Source organism: Comamonas sp. w2-DMI (assembly GCF_040187735.1).
GTDB lineage: Bacteria > Pseudomonadota > Gammaproteobacteria > Burkholderiales > Burkholderiaceae_C > Comamonas > Comamonas terrae.
In genome coordinates this window covers 1-16,309 of the sequence record NZ_JBANEL010000022.1, presented here as the reverse complement: position 1 = coordinate 16,309, position 16,309 = coordinate 1, and the positions used below count along the sequence as shown (strand labels likewise).

Annotated in this window: 14 protein-coding genes; 3 read left to right on the top strand and 11 right to left on the bottom strand. The window is 66.5% G+C overall.

Annotated elements, in window-relative coordinates; translation table 11 throughout:
- Positions 1–66: 66 nt before the first annotated feature.
- From V8Z74_RS19900 to V8Z74_RS19855, 10 genes are all read right to left on the bottom strand, one after another.
- On the bottom strand, positions 67–2,214 hold the full coding sequence (locus tag V8Z74_RS19900; protein WP_349710885.1) for a D-(-)-3-hydroxybutyrate oligomer hydrolase: 2,148 nt from the start codon (positions 2,212–2,214) through the stop codon (positions 67–69).
- A gap of 70 nt (positions 2,215–2,284) precedes the next feature.
- Positions 2,285–3,355 (bottom strand): branched-chain amino acid ABC transporter permease, encoded by a 1,071-nt coding sequence (locus V8Z74_RS19895; protein ID WP_349710884.1) that lies wholly within the window; start codon positions 3,353–3,355, stop codon positions 2,285–2,287.
- A gap of 11 nt (positions 3,356–3,366) precedes the next feature.
- Positions 3,367–4,350, bottom strand: a complete 984-nt coding sequence (locus tag V8Z74_RS19890; protein WP_066483651.1) for a branched-chain amino acid ABC transporter permease — start codon at positions 4,348–4,350, stop codon at positions 3,367–3,369.
- A gap of 91 nt (positions 4,351–4,441) precedes the next feature.
- Positions 4,442–5,167 carry an ABC transporter ATP-binding protein gene (locus V8Z74_RS19885; protein WP_349710883.1) on the bottom strand — a complete coding sequence of 242 codons (726 nt, stop codon included), beginning with the start codon at positions 5,165–5,167 and terminating at the stop codon, positions 4,442–4,444.
- The gene (locus V8Z74_RS19880) at positions 5,164–5,940 is read right to left on the bottom strand and encodes an ABC transporter ATP-binding protein (RefSeq protein ID WP_349710882.1); all 777 of its coding nucleotides are present in this window, start codon (positions 5,938–5,940) and stop codon (positions 5,164–5,166) included. Before V8Z74_RS19880 ends, V8Z74_RS19885 begins: the two co-directional genes overlap by 4 nt.
- 183 nt (positions 5,941–6,123) lie before the next feature.
- Complete coding sequence (locus tag V8Z74_RS19875) at positions 6,124–7,335, bottom strand: substrate-binding domain-containing protein (RefSeq protein WP_349710881.1); 1,212 nt, start codon at positions 7,333–7,335, stop codon at positions 6,124–6,126.
- Between the two features lie 183 nt (positions 7,336–7,518).
- Positions 7,519–9,069 carry a sigma-54 interaction domain-containing protein gene (locus tag V8Z74_RS19870; RefSeq protein WP_349710880.1) on the bottom strand — a complete coding sequence of 517 codons (1,551 nt, stop codon included), beginning with the start codon at positions 9,067–9,069 and terminating at the stop codon, positions 7,519–7,521.
- A 262-nt stretch (positions 9,070–9,331) separates the two neighbouring features.
- Positions 9,332–10,852: a tripartite tricarboxylate transporter permease gene (locus V8Z74_RS19865; protein ID WP_349710879.1), complete on the bottom strand. Its 1,521-nt coding sequence runs from the start codon at positions 10,850–10,852 to the stop codon at positions 9,332–9,334.
- Entirely contained in the window at positions 10,852–11,445 is a 594-nt protein-coding gene (locus tag V8Z74_RS19860) for a tripartite tricarboxylate transporter TctB family protein (RefSeq protein ID WP_066483641.1), read from the bottom strand. Before V8Z74_RS19860 ends, V8Z74_RS19865 begins: the two co-directional genes overlap by 1 nt.
- Before the next feature lie 160 nt (positions 11,446–11,605).
- Positions 11,606–12,565 (bottom strand): Bug family tripartite tricarboxylate transporter substrate binding protein, encoded by a 960-nt coding sequence (locus V8Z74_RS19855; protein WP_066483637.1) that lies wholly within the window; start codon positions 12,563–12,565, stop codon positions 11,606–11,608.
- Between the two features lie 146 nt (positions 12,566–12,711).
- On the opposite strand from V8Z74_RS19855, the gene V8Z74_RS19850 reads away from it, so the two are divergent.
- Genes V8Z74_RS19850 through V8Z74_RS19840 form a run of 3 tightly spaced genes read left to right on the top strand, consistent with a single transcriptional unit; the run spans position 12,712 to position 15,365 of the window.
- Positions 12,712–13,401: a response regulator gene (locus V8Z74_RS19850; RefSeq protein ID WP_066483636.1), complete on the top strand. Its 690-nt coding sequence runs from the start codon at positions 12,712–12,714 to the stop codon at positions 13,399–13,401.
- Entirely contained in the window at positions 13,398–14,906 is a 1,509-nt protein-coding gene (locus V8Z74_RS19845) for a sensor histidine kinase (protein ID WP_349710878.1), read from the top strand. The genes V8Z74_RS19850 and V8Z74_RS19845 overlap by 4 nt, the downstream gene beginning before the upstream one ends.
- A gap of 27 nt (positions 14,907–14,933) precedes the next feature.
- Complete coding sequence (locus V8Z74_RS19840) at positions 14,934–15,365, top strand: RNA-binding S4 domain-containing protein (protein ID WP_349710877.1); 432 nt, start codon at positions 14,934–14,936, stop codon at positions 15,363–15,365.
- A gap of 57 nt (positions 15,366–15,422) precedes the next feature.
- Here V8Z74_RS19840 and V8Z74_RS19835 read toward each other — a convergent pair whose 3' ends face one another.
- Positions 15,423–16,169 (bottom strand): 16S rRNA pseudouridine(516) synthase, encoded by a 747-nt coding sequence (locus V8Z74_RS19835; protein WP_349710876.1) that lies wholly within the window; start codon positions 16,167–16,169, stop codon positions 15,423–15,425.
- Positions 16,170–16,309 lie beyond the last annotated feature (140 nt).

Genomic DNA, 16,309 nt, shown 5'->3' with positions numbered 1-16,309 from the left:
CATCAAGCGCTTTCAGCTATCAGATTTTTCATCCAGCCGGCCACGGCGGCCGGCCGCTCGTGCAGCTCAATCCGGCACGCGGATGGCGCCGGCACCGACCTCTATCCTGTCGGCCGCCGCCGGCGTGCCGGCTATCGCCGGCAGGTTGGCCGGCTGCAAGGCCGGTGCCTGCCCCGGCATGCCGCCGCGCGGCACGGTACGCACCACCTGGCTGGGCGGAAGCGCCTTGCCGTTGGCCAGATGGTCGTACATGGCATCGAGCGCGCGGTTCAGGTAGACATGCAGCGGGATGTAGCGCGTGTCGTAGCCCGGCAGCACGGCGGGCAGTCCGATGAAGCTGTCGAAGTGCTGGGCATTCGTGACCTCCACATAGCTGAGCTTGCTGGCGGCCCCCTCCACTTTCCGGTTGAGCGCCACATAAGGCCGCGTCGTGTGGTTCACGGGCAGCAGCGCATCCGCGCGGCCGTGGACGATGATGGCCGGCTTGCCGCGCAGATTGCCGTTGCGCCGCGTCTCGTCGACACCGGCCTGCAGCGCCCTGGCGGCGGCATCGCTGCCGGTGACCAGATTGCGCAGGCACAACGCGCCCGGCGTATTCCAGTCCGCCACGCCCGAGTTCACCGAGACGGAGAGGAAGTCGCGCGCGGCGCCGAACTTGCCGTTGTTGTTGATGAGCTGCACGCCGCTCGATGGCGGAACGCCGTTGCCCGTGGAGAACATGCTGGCCAGCGCCTCTGGCGCCAGCGGCGTCACGGCGCCGGAAGCGCTTGCTGCCGCATAGCTGTAGCCGCAGAGGCTGTCCTTCACGCTGGCGCGCGAGAGCGAATTGGCAAAAGTGACCGACACGGCGGGCACCACCTCGAAGGCGGCCAGCGAGGCATGCAGCTCGCCGGACTCGGGCTCCCAGCCATAGTCGCGCAGCTTCTGCAAGGCTTCCTCGGCCTGGGCCGCCGTGGTCGTGGCGCTCAGCAAACCGGCGGTCCTGAGCGCCGCGCAGCGGTTGGGCGCAATCGGCAGCGCAGCACTCGCAAATCCCGCGGCGAACGCCGCCGCATAGGGCGAGCCGCTGACCGATGCCGCCAGCGAAGCGCAGGGTTGGTAGAGGTTGGCATAGGTCGTGAAATCCACCAGCGTCTTGCCCACCACGGGCAGCGCCGCGCTGCCGCGCTGCACGGTCACGCCGGGGCTGGCGGGTAGCTCCACCGCGGGCTCGGACACGGCCACGCCGTCGATGAGGCCCTGCGTGTCCTGCTCGGCCGCGGCAATCGCCGCGCCGCCGCCGTTGGAGATGCTCGATGCGATGACGATGGTGTTGCCGGGCTTGAGCGTCTTCAGGCGCTCGCCCAGCACGTTGCGGTCCCCATAGCGCTCGTTGAGCACGTAGTAGGCGAACTCCACGGCCTGCAGCGTGGTACGGCCCCAGTCCTTCTCTGGGTTCTGGCCCGAGTGCGCATGCTTGAACGCAAGGCGGTTGGGCGTGGCGGTGTTGAAGGCGGCCAGTTCGCCAGCCGTGAGCCCCGCATTGAATGCCGCCTGCTTGCCCGCTGCGGCAGCCGTGCTGCGCGTGCCGTCGATCAGCGGCACGGTGTCGCCCATGAGGTCGTGCGGCGCGGCGCCCGTGCCCTTGTCGGAATAGGCCACCGCGCAGCCGCGCTTGAGCCCCCATTCGCCCGTGGAGATGGCGCCGTACACGCCGCGCGAGCCAGAAGCCGTGGCGGTGACGATGCAGGCCTTCTTGGGATCAAAGCTGTCCGGCACCTGCACCATGAGCGTGACGTTCTTGCGGCCCGTGCCGTCGTCCGAGAACGCGATGTACTCGGTGCCGGCGATCTTGCCTTCGCCAGCCGTCACCCGGCCCTGCGCATCCACATTGGGGCCGTAGAACGTGCCGTAGCCGCCCGCCGCCGTCATGTCCAGCATGGCGCGGTAATTGGTGTGGATGGCCAGGCGGCGCAGTTCGGCCGCCGTGGGCCTGAGCGCATCGGCAAAGCCCGGCGCCGTGGCGGCGGCCAGGCCGCTCCTGCCCAGGCCCGCAGTCAGCAGGTCGTCGCTGCTGCCGTCATAGCTCTGCTGCCGCACCTCGCCCAGGTAGCCGGGCTTCGCATTGCGTTCTCCGCCGTCGCTCCCCCCGCAGGCGGCCAGCACGGCGGCCGCCAGCGCGGCAAGAGCCCCCAGGGGAAGGGGCGGCAAGGCAATCACAGGGTTCTTCTTCATGGACCATGTCTCCTGTCGTGGTGAAAGCAGTCAGAGAAGGGATGCCGGGGAAAGAATGGAAACTTCGGGATCAGGCCTTGCGCGCCGCTGCCGCGCGCAGCCGGCCCACCACGCCGGTCGGGAAGTAGTAGACCGACAGCACGAACAGCAGGCCCAGCCACAGCAGCCAGCGGTCGGGCGAGAGCAGCGCGGCCAGCCAGGGCAGGCTGCTGGCGGCCTCGCTGGCCAGGCGCAGCAGGTCCTGCAGATAGCTCTGGGCGATCAGGAACACGACCGAGCCGACCACCGCGCCGTAGACGGTGCCCATGCCGCCGATCACCACGATGAGCAGGCAGTCCATCATGATTTCGAACGAGAGCGAGGTATCGGGCCCGTTGTAGCGCAGCCAGACGGCCAGCATGGCACCCGCCACGCAGGCGAACAGGGCCGACAGCACACTGGAGGTGGTGCGGTAGACCACCACGCGGTAGCCGATGGCCTCGGCACGGAATTCGTTCTCGCGGATCGCCTGCAGCACGCGGCCGAACGGCGAATTGACGATGCGCAGCAGCATCAGCACCAGGGCCACGGCGAGAACGAACAGCAGGTAGTAGCTGAGGATCTTGCCGTCGATGGTCACGCCGAAGATCTCGTTCTCGAAAGGCTCGAAGCTGGGCGACAGCCATTCGGGCATTCTGAAGGTCAGGCCGTCCTCGCCCCCGGTCCAGTCCGACAACTGCGAGGCCAGGGTCTGAAAGGCCGCGGCCACGGCCAGCGTGATCATGGCGAAGAAGATGGCCCGCACGCGCAGCGAAAACAGGCCCACGGCCAGCGACAGCAGCAGCGAGACCGCGAGCGCGCCGCCCAGCCCCGCGGCCAGCGCGCCCCAGCCCGCGCCCAGGCGCGTGGAGGCAATGGCCACGCCATAGGCGCCTATGCCGAAAAACATGGTGTGGGCAAAGCTCACGATGCCGGTATAGCCGAGCAGCAGGTCGAAGCTGGCCACCAGCACCACGAAGATCAGCACCTTGGCCGCCACATTGAGCGCCTTGACGCCGGGAAAGAGAAACGGCGCCAGGGCCAGGCCCGCGAAGATGGCCAGCAGCATCACGGCCAGCACGCGGCTGCGCGGCAGGTCGCCGGAGAGCAAACGGTTGAGCATTCTGTTCTCCCTCAGCGGTTGGCGACCGGATAGATGCCTTGGGGACGCCACAGCAAGACGGCCACCATGAGCGCGATATTGGAAAACAGCGCCACCTTGGGCACCAGAAAGCCCGTGTAGTTGGCCATCAGCCCGACGAGCAGCGCACCGATCAGCGCACCGCCCGTGCTGCCCAGGCCGCCGATGATGATGACGATGAAGATCAGCACATTGACCTGGGCGCCCATCTGCGCCACCACGTTCTGCTGGTACAGGCCCCACATCACGCCGCCCAGGCCGGCCAGGGCCGAGCCCGCGACGAACACGGCCACGAACAGGCGGCGCACGCGGTAGCCCAGGGATTCGACCATTTCGCGGTCCTGCACGCCGGCGCGGATCAGCAGGCCGATCTTGGTGCGTGCCAGCGTCCAGGCCAGCACCGCGAACACGGCGGCGCCCACCAGCACGGCAAAGACCCGGTATTTCTCCACGGCCGCGTCGCCCAGCAACCAGGCGCCCTTCATGGCCTCGGGCAGCGGCAGCGGAATCTGCTGCGGCCCCCAGATGACCTTGATCAACTCCTCGCCGATGATCATGCCGCCCATGGTGATGAGAATCTGCTTGAGGTGCTGGCCGTAGACGGGCCGCACGATGAAGCGCTCGAAGGCCAGGCCCAGGGCGCCCGCCACCAGCATGGCCACCACCATGGCCGGCAGCACGGCCACCAGGTTGCGCCACAGCTGCGCCGAACCCGTCCAGTCGCCCATGGCGCCGAGCACGCTGGTGGCGACGAAGGCGCCCAGCGCAATGAACACGCCATGGCCGAAGTTGAGCACGTCCATGAGGCCGAACACCAGCGTCAGGCCCGAAGCGATGATGAAAATGATCATGCCCATGGCCAGGCCCGCCACCGTCAGCGTGAGCCAGGTGCTGGGCGATCCCACCAGCGGCAGGGTGGCCAGCGCCAGCATCGGCACCAGCAGCAGCGGCTTGTAATCGCGGTCCTTGCGCATCATGTCCTCACCTCGGCGCCAACTTTCATATCCATAGCTGCCAGCGCTTGACCAGCAAGCGCTTGAGCTGCTTTTTGCTTTGATTTTTGTGACCTCATAGCGCCAGCCCCAGCAGCGACTGCTGCAGTTCCTCGTCGGCCGCGAGATCGGCCATGCGGCCCGCATGCACGACGCGGCCGTTGTCCATCACGGCCACGCCGTCGCCCAGGCGCCGGGCGAAGTCGATGTTCTGCTCCACCAGCAAAATGCTCACGCCGCTGGCCTTGAGCCGGGCAAAGGCGTCGATCATGTTGTTGATGATGGCCGGAGCCAGCCCCTTGCTGGGCTCGTCCACGATGAGCAGGTCGCGCGGCTCGACGATGGCGCGCGCCACGGCCACCATCTGCTTTTGCCCGCCGCTGAGCTTGCCGGCCGGGTGGTCCCAGAACTTCTGCACGGCAGGGAACAGCTCGCAGATCCAGTCCAGGCGCCGGCGGTCCATGCGTGCGGCGTTCGAGGCCGAGCGTGCGGCCAGCAACAGGTTTTCCTTGACCGTGAGGTCGGCGAAGATGCCCATGTTCTCGGGCACATAGGCGATGTTGAGCCGGGCAATCGCCGGCGTGGCCAGGCGCGTGATGTCCTGCTGGCCGAAACGGATGCGGCCCTGGCTGGCCTGCCACAGGCCCATGATGGTGCGCAGCGTGGTGGTCTTGCCCGCGCCATTGCGGCCCAGCAGCATGGTGACCTCGCCGCGCGGCACGGCCAAATCCACGCCGTGGAGGATGTGATAGGCGCCGATGTGGGTGTGGACGCCCTGGAGTTCAAGCAAAGCGTTGCTCATGCGGCCTCCTTGGCGGCGCCTGCGACATTGCCCAGATAGGCTTGCTGCACGACGGGCGAAGCGATCACCTCGGCCGGCAGCCCATCGGCCACCAGCGTGCCGTTGGTCAGCACGATGATGCGGTCGGCCAGTTCGCGCACCACGTCCATCTTGTGCTCCACCAGCAAAATGGTCTTGCTGCGGTCCTTCTTGAGTTCGCGGATCAGGTCGAGGATCACCGGCGCCTCGTCATGGCTCATGCCCGCCGTGGGCTCGTCGAACATATAGACCTGCGGCTCCAGCGCCATGAGCAGCGCCACCTCGAGCTTGCGCTGGTCGCCGTGCGGCAGGGCCGAGACCGGTTCGTCGCGCCGCGCCCACAGCGCCACCTGCTCCAGGATCTGCTGCGCACGCGCCAGCAGCATGCCGTGGTCGCTCCAGATGCTCCAGAGGTTCATGCCGCGCCGGTGCGCACCCTGGCGCGTGGCCTGCACGGCCAGGCGCACGTTCTCCAGCACCGACAGGGCCGGGAACAGATTCGTGAGCTGGAAGGCCCGCCCCAGGCCGGCGCGCGTGCGCGCCGAAGGCGGCAGGCCCGTGAGGTCGCGGCCCTGCAGCGACACCCGGCCCTCCGTGGCCCGCAACTGCCCCGAGATCAGATTGAAGTAGGTGGTCTTGCCCGCGCCGTTGGGGCCGACGATGGCCGTCAGCGTGCCCGGCTCGAAGGAGCAGGTCACGCCGTTGACCGCCACATGGCCGCCAAAGCGAATGGTGAGCTTGTCAGTGGTCAGCATGAGAAATAGGAAAATCAGCCCCTAGCGCCCTACACAAAAGCGCATGCAGCTATCAAAAAGTGAACAGTCTCAAAAATGGGCGTGACCCATGCGAGAAACACCGAGCAAGGGCCGCCCCGCAGCGAAGGTGTTGTCCCCCTCCCGAAGAGAGAGGGGGAAGGCGCGAAGCGACTCAGGGGGTGGTTACCGTCCGTTCCGGACGGGAACGTTCATTTCTTCAGGCTTGATCTCGCGCACCAGCTCGGGCACGCCCCAGGCAAAGGCCGGGTCGTTCTTGATCCTGAAGTGGTACATGCTCTGCATGGCCTGGTGGTCCTGCTTGCGGAAGGTCATCGGTCCCTTGGGCGTGTCGAAGCTCATGCCTTCCATGGCCTTGATCAGCGCATTGGCCTTGGTGTCGCCATTGGTCTTCTTGAGCGCCGTGACGATGGCCATGGCGGCCGAGAAGCCGCCCGCCGTGAAGAAGTCCGGCGGCGCCTTGAACTGCTTGTAGTTCATGGACACCAGCGCCTCGTTGACCGGATTCTTGGGAATGCCGTAGTAGTAATAGGTCGCGCCTTCCATGCCCGGCAGGTTCTTGTAGGCGGCCATGGCAGGCAGGATGTTGCCGCCCGTGGCGATCTCGATGCCGTAGCGCTTGAGGTCCATGTCGGCGATCTTGAAAGGATTGCCGGCGCCTGCCCAGACGATCCAGATGATCTTCCTGCCCGGCTGGTCCTTGAGCTTGTCGATCAGGCGCTGGGCGCCGGCCGTGAAGTCGGTCGTGGCCGCGGGCAGGTACTCCTCGTGCACCAGCTTGCCCTTCTTGATGGCTTCCTTGAAAGCCTTGACGCCGTCGCGGCCGAAGGCATTGTCCTGAGCCAGCGTGGCAATGGTCACGCCGGGCTTGTCGATGGCCACGGCATTGCCGATCGCATCCTGGCTGGAATTGCGGCCCGTGCGGAAGATGTACTTGTTCCACTTGTCGCCCGTGATCGAGTCGGCCACGGCGGGCTCCACGATCAGGATCTTCTTGTATTCCTCGGCCACGGGCAGCATGGCCAGCGCCACGCCCGAGGCGCTGGGGCCCACGGCCAGATCAGCCTTGTCGTCCGAATACGCGGTGGCCAGCTGGCTCTTGCCCAGATCGGGCTTGCCCTGATCGTCCTTCTCGATCACCACCAGCTTCCTGCCCGCCACCGTCATGGTGCCGCCGGTCGCATATCCCAGGCCCATCATCAGGCCGGCCTGGGTCTGCTTGCCATAGGCTTCCAGAGGGCCGGTCTTGCTGTAGACGTGGGCAATGCGGATTTCGGACTGCGCGAACGCCGCGGGCGCCATGGCGGCCGCTGTCATGGCCATCGCGGCCAGCGCAGCCAACTGGATCAGGGTGCGCCGCTGGGGGTGCTTGAGCATGGGTTTGTCTCCGGTTCGTTCTTCAGATCTCGTACAGGTCTTTGCCTGCCTGCGCATTGTCTAGCAGGGTTCATGCCAAGGCATCCATGTCTTGCGACGCCGGCTTGGTCACCCATTGGATGCCCGAAATTCAGACATCGAATTGCCTGAACTTCAGACAAATGCCTGAATTACAGACAAAGCCTACAGATTCAGCGCCGCCATGCGGTCATACAGAGTGGCGCGTGAAATGCCCAGCGCCTTGGCCGTGGCCAGCTTGTTGCCGGCGTGTACCTCCAGCGCCGCGCGGATGGCCTGGCCCTCCAGTTCGGCAATCTGTTCGGCCAGCGGGCGCAGCAGCCGGCGATCCGCACTCGCCTTTTCGCCTGAAGCACCGGCTTGCGCGGAGCGCGCATGCGCCGACAGGTCGGCCGGCTCCAGCCCTGAGGATTTGAGCACCTGCAGCAGCACTTCGGGGCCGATCAGGCTGTCGTCGCATTGCATGGCGGCCTGCTCCAGCACGTTGCGCAGCTCGCGGATATTGCCGCGCCATTCCTGGGCGGCCAGCAGCTCCAGTGCCCTGGCGCCCAGTTCGGGCATGGGCATGTCGCTGCGCAGCGCCAGGTCCTCGCCCAGCACTTCGACCAGCGCCGGAATGTCGCTGCGGCGCTCGCGCAGCGGCGGCACGCGGATGGGCAGCACATGCAGGCGGTAGAACAGGTCTTCGCGGAACAGCCCGTCGCGCACCATCTGCGGCAAATCGCGCGAGGTGGCGGCCACCACGCGCACATCGAAGCGCACGATCTGGTTGGAACCCAGCGGCTCGATCTCGCTTTCCTGCAGAGCGCGCAGCAGCTTGGCCTGCAGGCTTGGCGGCATGTCGCCGATCTCGTCGAGGAACAGCGTGCCGCCGTCGGCCAGCTTGAACTTGCCGTCGCGCGGCTTGCGCTCGGCACCCGTATAGGCGCCGGGCGCCACGCCAAAGAACTCGGCTTCCAGCAGCGCTTCGGGAATGGCGGCGATGTTGACGCTCACGAAGGGGCCGCCGGCGCGGGCCGAGGCGCTGTGGATGGCATGGGCCAGCAGCTCCTTGCCCGTACCGGTCTCGCCCAGCAGCAGCACAGGGCTCATGGACTGGGCCGCGCGGCGCGCCTGGCGCTTGACCTCCACGGCCGCCGGGCTGCTGCCCACGAAGCTGGCAAAGCTGTACTTGGCGCGCCGGGCGCCATCGACCGAGGCACGCAGGCTGCGGGTGCGCTGGGCAGCCAGCTCCCGCTTGGCCTCATCCAGGTCGCGCTGCAGCAGCGCGAACTTGCTGATCAGCGGCTGCAGCGTGGTTTCGGGCTGGTCGAACAGCACGATGCCGATGGCGCCGATCAGCACGCCGTCGCCGTCATGCAGCGGCAACCGGCTCACGACAAAGGTGCCGGCCCGGTTGGTCAACAGGTCGATGAGCACGGGCTGGCCGGTTTCCAGCACGCGGCGCATCTGGGTGTTGGGAATCACCTCCTCGACCTTGTGGCCCAGGAAGTCGTGGACCGATGCCACGCCCAGCCGCGGCAGAAAGCGCTCGTAGCCCTCGTTGACCCAGACGATGCGCCCGGTCTGGTCGACCAGGAACATGCCCTGGCTGATGGACGAGAACAGCTGGAACATGGAGCGCGCGGCCAGCGCGTAGATGCCTTCGGCGTCCAGCGGCAGGGCCGCGCCCTGGGCGGCGGATGGAGTCTCGGTGGTTTGCAGGGGTGGGGCCATGGTGGGAGGCGCTCCGATAAAGAGAGCTACTGGCGCTTTGACATAAAGCACTCCAAGGCATTCTGGGGGATATTCCATTTCACCCCAAGAGGATGACCGCCGGAAAGCTCCACCGGCACTTGCACGCTCCGTGCAGCATGGTCCAGGAGACGTTCTGCCCCGGGGCGGCCCATAAAAAAACCCTCTGTCTTTTGGACAGAGGGTGTGAGTGCCCGCAGATGCCATGCGTGGCTCATCCGCAGTAGGCTAGCAAAGGATTGCCTCAGGCGGCCGCGCCCTCCAGGCGCGCCTGCCGGGCATCGGCCATGCGCTTGATCACGCGCGGCACGATGAGCACGGCCAGCACGATGACGATCAGCGTCAGCGACATGGGGCGCTGCAGGAAGATCCACCAGCTGCCTTCGCCGATGGAGACCGCGTTGCGCATCTGCGCTTCGGCCAGGGGGCCGAGGATCATGCCGACCACCACGGGGGCGGTGGGGAAGTCGAAGCGGCGCATGATCACGCCCAGCACGCCGATGCCGTAGAGCAGGAACAGGTCGAACGCGCTCTGGCGCATGCCGTAGGCCCCCACGGTGGCGAAGATCAGAATGCCGGCGTACAGCTGGGGACGGGGAATCTTCAGCAGCTTGACCCACAGGCCCACCATGGGCAGGTTGAGCACCAGCAGCATGACGTTGCCGATGTACAGCGAGGCGATCAGCGCCCATACCAGGGCCGCGGAGCTGGTGAACAGCTGCGGGCCGGGGTTGATGCCGTAGTTCTGGAACGCGCCCAGCAGCACGGCCGTGGTGTTGCTGGTGGGAATGCCCAGCGTCAGCAGCGGGATCAGGGCCGCCGTCACCGTGGCGTTGTTGGCGGACTCGGGGCCGGCCACGCCTTCGATGGCGCCCTGCTTGCCGAATTCGGCCTTGTCCTCGCCCTTGGCCAGCTTCTTTTCGGTCGCGTAGCTCAGGAAGGTCGGAATCTCGGTGCCGCCGGCGGGAATGCAGCCGAACGGCGTGCCGATGACGGTGCCGCGGATCCAGGCGGGCCAGGAGCGCTTCCAGTCGCGACGGGTCATGTGGACGCGGGTCAGCTTGTTCTGCGACTCCTCCACCTTGCCTTCATAGAGGGCGGCGTACAGCACCTCGGCCACGGCGAACAGGCCCACGGCCACCAGCACGATGTCGATGCCGTCCAGCAGCTCCATCTGGTTGCCCGTGTAGCGGGCCGCGCCGGAGATCTGGTCCATGCCCACGCAGCCGGCGGCCAGGCCCACGAACAGCGCTGTCATGCCGCGCAGCGAGCTCTGGCCCAGCACCGCGCTCACCGTGGTGAAGGCCAGCACCATGAGCATGAAGTACTCAGGCGGGCCCAGCTTCACGGCGAAGTCGGCCACGTAGGGAGCGAACAGCGTCACGACCACGGTGGCGAAGGTGCCGGCCACGAAGGAGCCGATGGCCGCCGTCGCCAGCGCCGCGCCGGCGCGGCCGCTCTTGGCCATCTTGTTGCCCTCCATGGCCGTCACCATGCTGGCGGTTTCGCCGGGGGTGTTGAGCAGGATGGAGGTGGTCGAGCCGCCATACATGGCGCCGTAGTAGATGCCGGAGAAGAAGATCATGGACGCCGTCACGTCCACCTTGGCAGTGATCGGCAGCAGCATGGCCACGGCCACTGCGGGGCCGATGCCGGGCAGCACGCCCACGGCCGTGCCCAGCGCGCAGCCCACCAGCGCCCACAGCAGGTTGACGGGGGTGATGGCCGTGGCAAAGCCGGCCAGAAGTGCGTTGAAGATATCCATTACAGCCACCCTGTTTCAGTCAGGCCCGGCAGGTTGATCGCCAGGAATTGCGTGAACATCCAGAACACGGGAGCCGAGATCAGCAGGCCCGTCACGACGTCCTTGGCCCAGGTGCCGATGGCACCGGCCTGGCTCTGGCCGGCCGCGCGGCGCAGGCCCTGGACGGCCAGCACATAGCACAGCGCGCAGCTGAAGATGAAGCCCAGCTTGGCGATCAGCGCGGCATTGACCAGCAGGCCCGCGGACACCCAGACAAAGGGCAGGATGTCGGCCTTGGGCTGACCGCCGGGATCGGCCGCATGGCGAAAGCCGCCGGTGCGGGCTTCCCAGATCAGCATGGTGCCGCACAAGCCCAGCACCGCGGCGCACAGCCAGGGCAGGAAGTTGGGGCCGACGCCGCCGTAGCCGGAGTCGCCCGGAATCTGCAGCGCACCCACGGCCAGGCCTATGGCCACCAGCAGCACGCCGGCGCCCACAATGGTCTGCGCCATCGCGGAAGGCACGTTGGGGCTTTGGGGCTCGTCCGGATCGGCATAGGCCGAAACCTGGGCGGTCTCTGCGGCCTCGGCCAGTTTTTGGAAGGTTTCAGACATGAGATTGCATGTATTGGGGTGCCGGCACTCGGGGCGGAGTGCCTGCAATGGCACCGGAGGCTAAAAAAACGGTCAAGCCAAGGCTGGCAAGGCATGGCCCCAGGCATGACGCCTTCTTCGCCGAAAGCAGCCGGACAGGGCGCCCGGCTGCCTGCCTTCATCACACCATGCCGGACTTGACCATGGTGGCGCGCAGGCTTGCGAACTCGTCGTCCACGAACTTGGCGAAGGCGTCGCCGGCCAGCCAGGCGGCCGTCCAGTCGTTCTTCTGCATGGCTTCGGCCCAGGCCTTGCTCTTGGTGGCCTTTTCGATCATGGCGATCAGCTCGTCACGCTGGGCCTTGCTGATGCCGGGCGCGCCGTAGACGCCGCGCCAGTTGCCGATTTCCACGTTGATGCCCTGCTCCTTGAGCGTGGGCGTGTCCAGGCCCTTGAGGCGCTGGCCCGAGGTGACGCCGATGGGCTTCATCTTGCCGCTGGCGATGTACTCGGCAAACTCCGAATAGCCGCTGCCGCCCACGGTCACGTTGCCGCCCAGGATGGCGGAGATCGCCTCGCCGCCCCCTCGGAAGGCCACGTAGTTGATCTTGGCGGGGTCCACGCCGACTTCACGCGCGATCATGGCTGCCGCAATGTGTTCGGTGGAGCCGCGCGAGCCGCCGCCCCATTTGATGGAGCCCGGGTCCTTCTTGAGCTGGGCGACCACCTCGGCCATGTTCTTGTAGGGCGAATTGGCAGGCAGCACGAAGACGTTGTATTCGCTGGTCAGGCGCGCCAGCGGCGTGGCCTGGCTCAGGTTCACGGGCGGCTTGCCGGTGATGATGCCGCCCACCATCACGGCACCCATGACCATCATGGCATTGGGATCGCCCTTGCTGCTGTTCACAAACTGCGCCAGGCCGATCGCGCCGGCTGCGCCGCCCTTGTTGTCGTAGGTCACCGAGGACGCCACGCCGGCATCCTGCAGGGCCTTGCCCAGGGCACGGCCCGTGGTGTCCCAGCCACCGCCCGGGTTGGCCGGCAGCATCATCTTGATGGCTGCCGCGGCCTGGGCCGACAGCGGCAGGCTGCCAACTGCCGCCAAGGCGGCCAGCGACTTCAAAAAGGTATCACGACGCATGGTTTGCTCCTTTTGTAATGGGTGGGGCGATGATGAAGGTCCTGCCTGTCAAACAGCTGTCCAAACACCTAGGGCATTCCCTAGATTCACGGGGGCATGCCGGCCCGCGGAGAACGCCGGCATCAGTCGGTGCTAACGTGCGCGCCATGCAATTGCTGCTTGTTGAAGACGACTCTGCCATGCGCACCACGCTGCAGCGCACGCTGATGCGCCGCGGCCTGAATGTGGAAGTGGCCGCCGACGGCCCCAGCGCCCTGGCCCACTGGCTGACGCGCGAGCCCGATGCCGTGGTGCTGGACCTGAGCCTGCCCGGCCTGGACGGCCTGCAGGTGCTGGAGCGCGTGCGCGCCCAGGGCCTGCGCACCCCCGTGCTGGTGCTGACGGCGCGCGGCACCGTGGGCGACCGCGTGCTGGGCCTGAACGCCGGCGCCGACGACTATCTGGCCAAGCCCTTCGATCTGGACGAACTGGAGGCGCGGCTGCGCGCCCTGCTGCGGCGCAGCCATGACAGTTTCACACCCAAACCGGCCTCGGAGGCCGTGGAGATGGGCGCACTGCGCTACGAAAAGGAAAGCGGTGCGCTGTATCTGAACAACGAGATCATGGAGCTGACTCCGCGCGAGCTGGCCATGATGCATGCGCTGCTGGCCCGTCCCGGACATGCGGTCGCCAAGGAAAGGCTGTTCAGCCTGGTCTTTCCCGGCGAAGTCGACGTGCAGTACGAAGCCATCGAAGTGGTGGCCTACCGGCTGCGCAAAAAGCTCTCCGGCACCGGCCTGCAGCTGGTCACGCTGCGCGGCCTGGGCTACCTGCTCAAGACGGAAAGCGCGGCATGACAAGGCTGGGCGACCCGGGCGACGCCTCTTCGGCAGGGCGGCGCAGACGCACGCCCTGGTCGCTGCGGCGGCTGCTGCTCACGGGCATTCTGCTGCCGGTCATCCTGCTGATCGCCCTCAACGCCTGGAGCCTGTACCAGCAGACATTGGCTACGCTGCATACGGCCTACGACCGCACGCTGCTGGCTTCGGCCAAGAGCATCAGCGAGGAGATCGACGTCACCGGCTACGACGAGAACGCCAGGCTGCGGGCCATTGTTCCCTATTCGGCGCTGGAGACTTTCGAGGCCGACAATCAGAGCCGCATGTTCTACCGCGTCTCCACGCTCGACGGCGAGCTGATTTCGGGCTTCGACGAACTGCCCATGTGGCACGGCCACATACCGCAGCGCCCGCCCTATGCGGCGCTGGTCGATTTCTACAACGACACGTTCCGCGGCCATCCGGTGCGCGTGGCCGTGCTGCTGCAGCCCGTGGCCAGCTCCAGCGGCCGCGGCATGGCGGTGATCCAGGTGGCCGAGACACTGGAGCTGCGCGAGACCCTGGCCCTGCAGATCCTGCGCGATACCCTGATCCGCCAGGCCCTGCTGGTCATGGTGGTGGCACTCATCGTCGTCATCGTGGTCCAGCGCGCCACACAGCCTGTGCGCCAGCTCAGCCAAAGCCTGCATGCGCGCTCCCAGGGCGACCTGAGCCCCCTGGATGCCTCGCAGGCGCCCCGTGAAGTGCAGCCGCTGCTGGATGCCACCAACCAGCTCATGGGCCGGCTGCGGCGGCTGCTCGACAACCAGAAACGCTTCGTGCGCGACGCCTCCCACCAGTTGCGCACGCCGCTGGCGGTACTCAAGGCCCAGGTGCAGTCCGCCCAGCGCGGCGACATCCCGCCCATGCAGGCACTCGAGGAAATCGGCACCACGGTCGACCGCGCCACGCGCGTTGCCAACCAGATGCTGGCCCTTGCCAAGGTGGAGCAGCTGCGCCAGGAAGACAGCAATGCACCCCAGCCCACGCCGCCGGTGTTGCTGGATGAGATCGTGCGCGACATCGCCCTGGAGCTGTCGCCCCTGATCGCCGAGCACGATATGGATTTCGCCATAGACACCCGTCCATGCCCCGTTCCCGCGCACGAATGGATGCTGCGCGAACTCACGCGCAACCTGCTGCACAACGCCATCCGCCACACGCCGCCGCGCGGCCAGCTGCAAATCCATGTCCAGGCGCAGGGCCCGGATGCCATGCTGAGCATCCGCGACAGCGGCAGCGGCATCGACCAGGAGCTGGCTCAGCGCCTGTTCCAGCCCTTTTCGGCCGGCAATGCGCGCAGCGGCTCGGGTCTGGGGCTGGCCATCTGCCAGGAAATCGTCCAGACGCTGGGCGGCCGCATCGCTCTGAGCAATCTGCATGATGTGGACGGCCAGGTCCGCGGCCTGCAGGCCCTGGTACGGTTACCGATGTTTCCAGTCGAAAAAACCAGTGAGGCAGCAGCGCCCGACGACTTGGCTTGAGCCACCAAAGCCTCGCAAAATACGCATATGAGCGAACTGGAATCCATGCGTCTGGACAAGTGGCTGTGGTGCGCGCGCTTTTACAAGACGCGCAGCCTGGCCGTGGAGGAAATCGGCAGAGGCCGGGTCACGGTCAATGGCAGCCATGCCAAGGCCGCCCGCGAAATACATCCGGGCGACACGATTGCCCTCAAGCAGGGCAACATTCCCAAGGAAGTGATCGTGCGCGGCCTGAGCGGCATGCGCGGGCCCGCTCCCGTGGCGCAGACGCTGTATGAGGAAACGGCACAAAGCAGGCTCAACCGCGAACAGCTGGCCGAACAAAGGCGCCTGGCCCCCGAGCCGGCCGCGGCCCTGGCCGCCCAGCATACCGGCCGCCCCACCAAGCGGGACCGCCGCGACATGGAGCGCATGCGCGATCCCTGGGGAGACCGCTGGAGCGCATCCATCGAGGACTGAACCGCCTTCCATGGCAGAAAGCGGCCACGGCAAAAAGCCTCCCTCAGGAGGCTTTTCTTATTTCCCGGGCTTGAGCAATGCCAGCTCTTCTGGCGTCAGCCAACGCCACTGGCCCGGCGCCAGATCCACGGGCAAGACCAGACCGCCCATCTTCCAGCGGTGCAGGCCTTCCACGCGGTTGCCCACGGCGGCCAGCATGCGCTTGACCTGGTGGTACTTGCCTTCGGTCAAGGTCAGGTCCAGCACATGGCTGTCCACCTGCTCGCAGGCTGCAGCCTTGACCGGCTTGGGATCATCGTCCAGCACCACGCCGTCGAGCAGGCGCTGCACCTGCTTGTCGTCCACCGGATGCTTGCAGGTCACGCGGTACACCTTGGACACATGCTTTTTCGGCGAGGACATGCGGTGGATGAACTGGCCATCATCGCTGAGCAAGAGCAGGCCCGTGGTGTCCTGATCCAGGCGGCCCACTGCCTGCACACCCTGGATGGCCCCTTTGTTGGGCCGCTGGCGCAAAGGCGCTGGCAGCAGGGTGTAAATGCTCGGATGGGCCGATGGCTTCTGGGAGCACTCGGTGCCTGCAGGCTTGTGGAGCAGTACATAGCCAAGTTCGTGGTATTCCCATTCCACACCCTGTACCTTGAAGCGCAGCCCTTCGGTGTCGATCTCCAGCGTCGAATCGAGCACCTGCTCCCATGCGTTGCTTTGTGCGTTCCACAGCTGCACCCAACCCTGCTGCACCAGACCCGAACACACGCGGCGGATGCCAAAACCCTGGGTATACAACATCTCCTGCAATTGCATGCCTGATCCTTTTCCTGCTCGCGAATATTCAACCCAGCAATAAAAAACCCCGCAGCCTTGGGGACTGCGGGGTTTTCGCTGTAAGAGCCTGACGATGACCTACTTTCACACGGGAACCCGCACTATCATCGGCGCAAAGT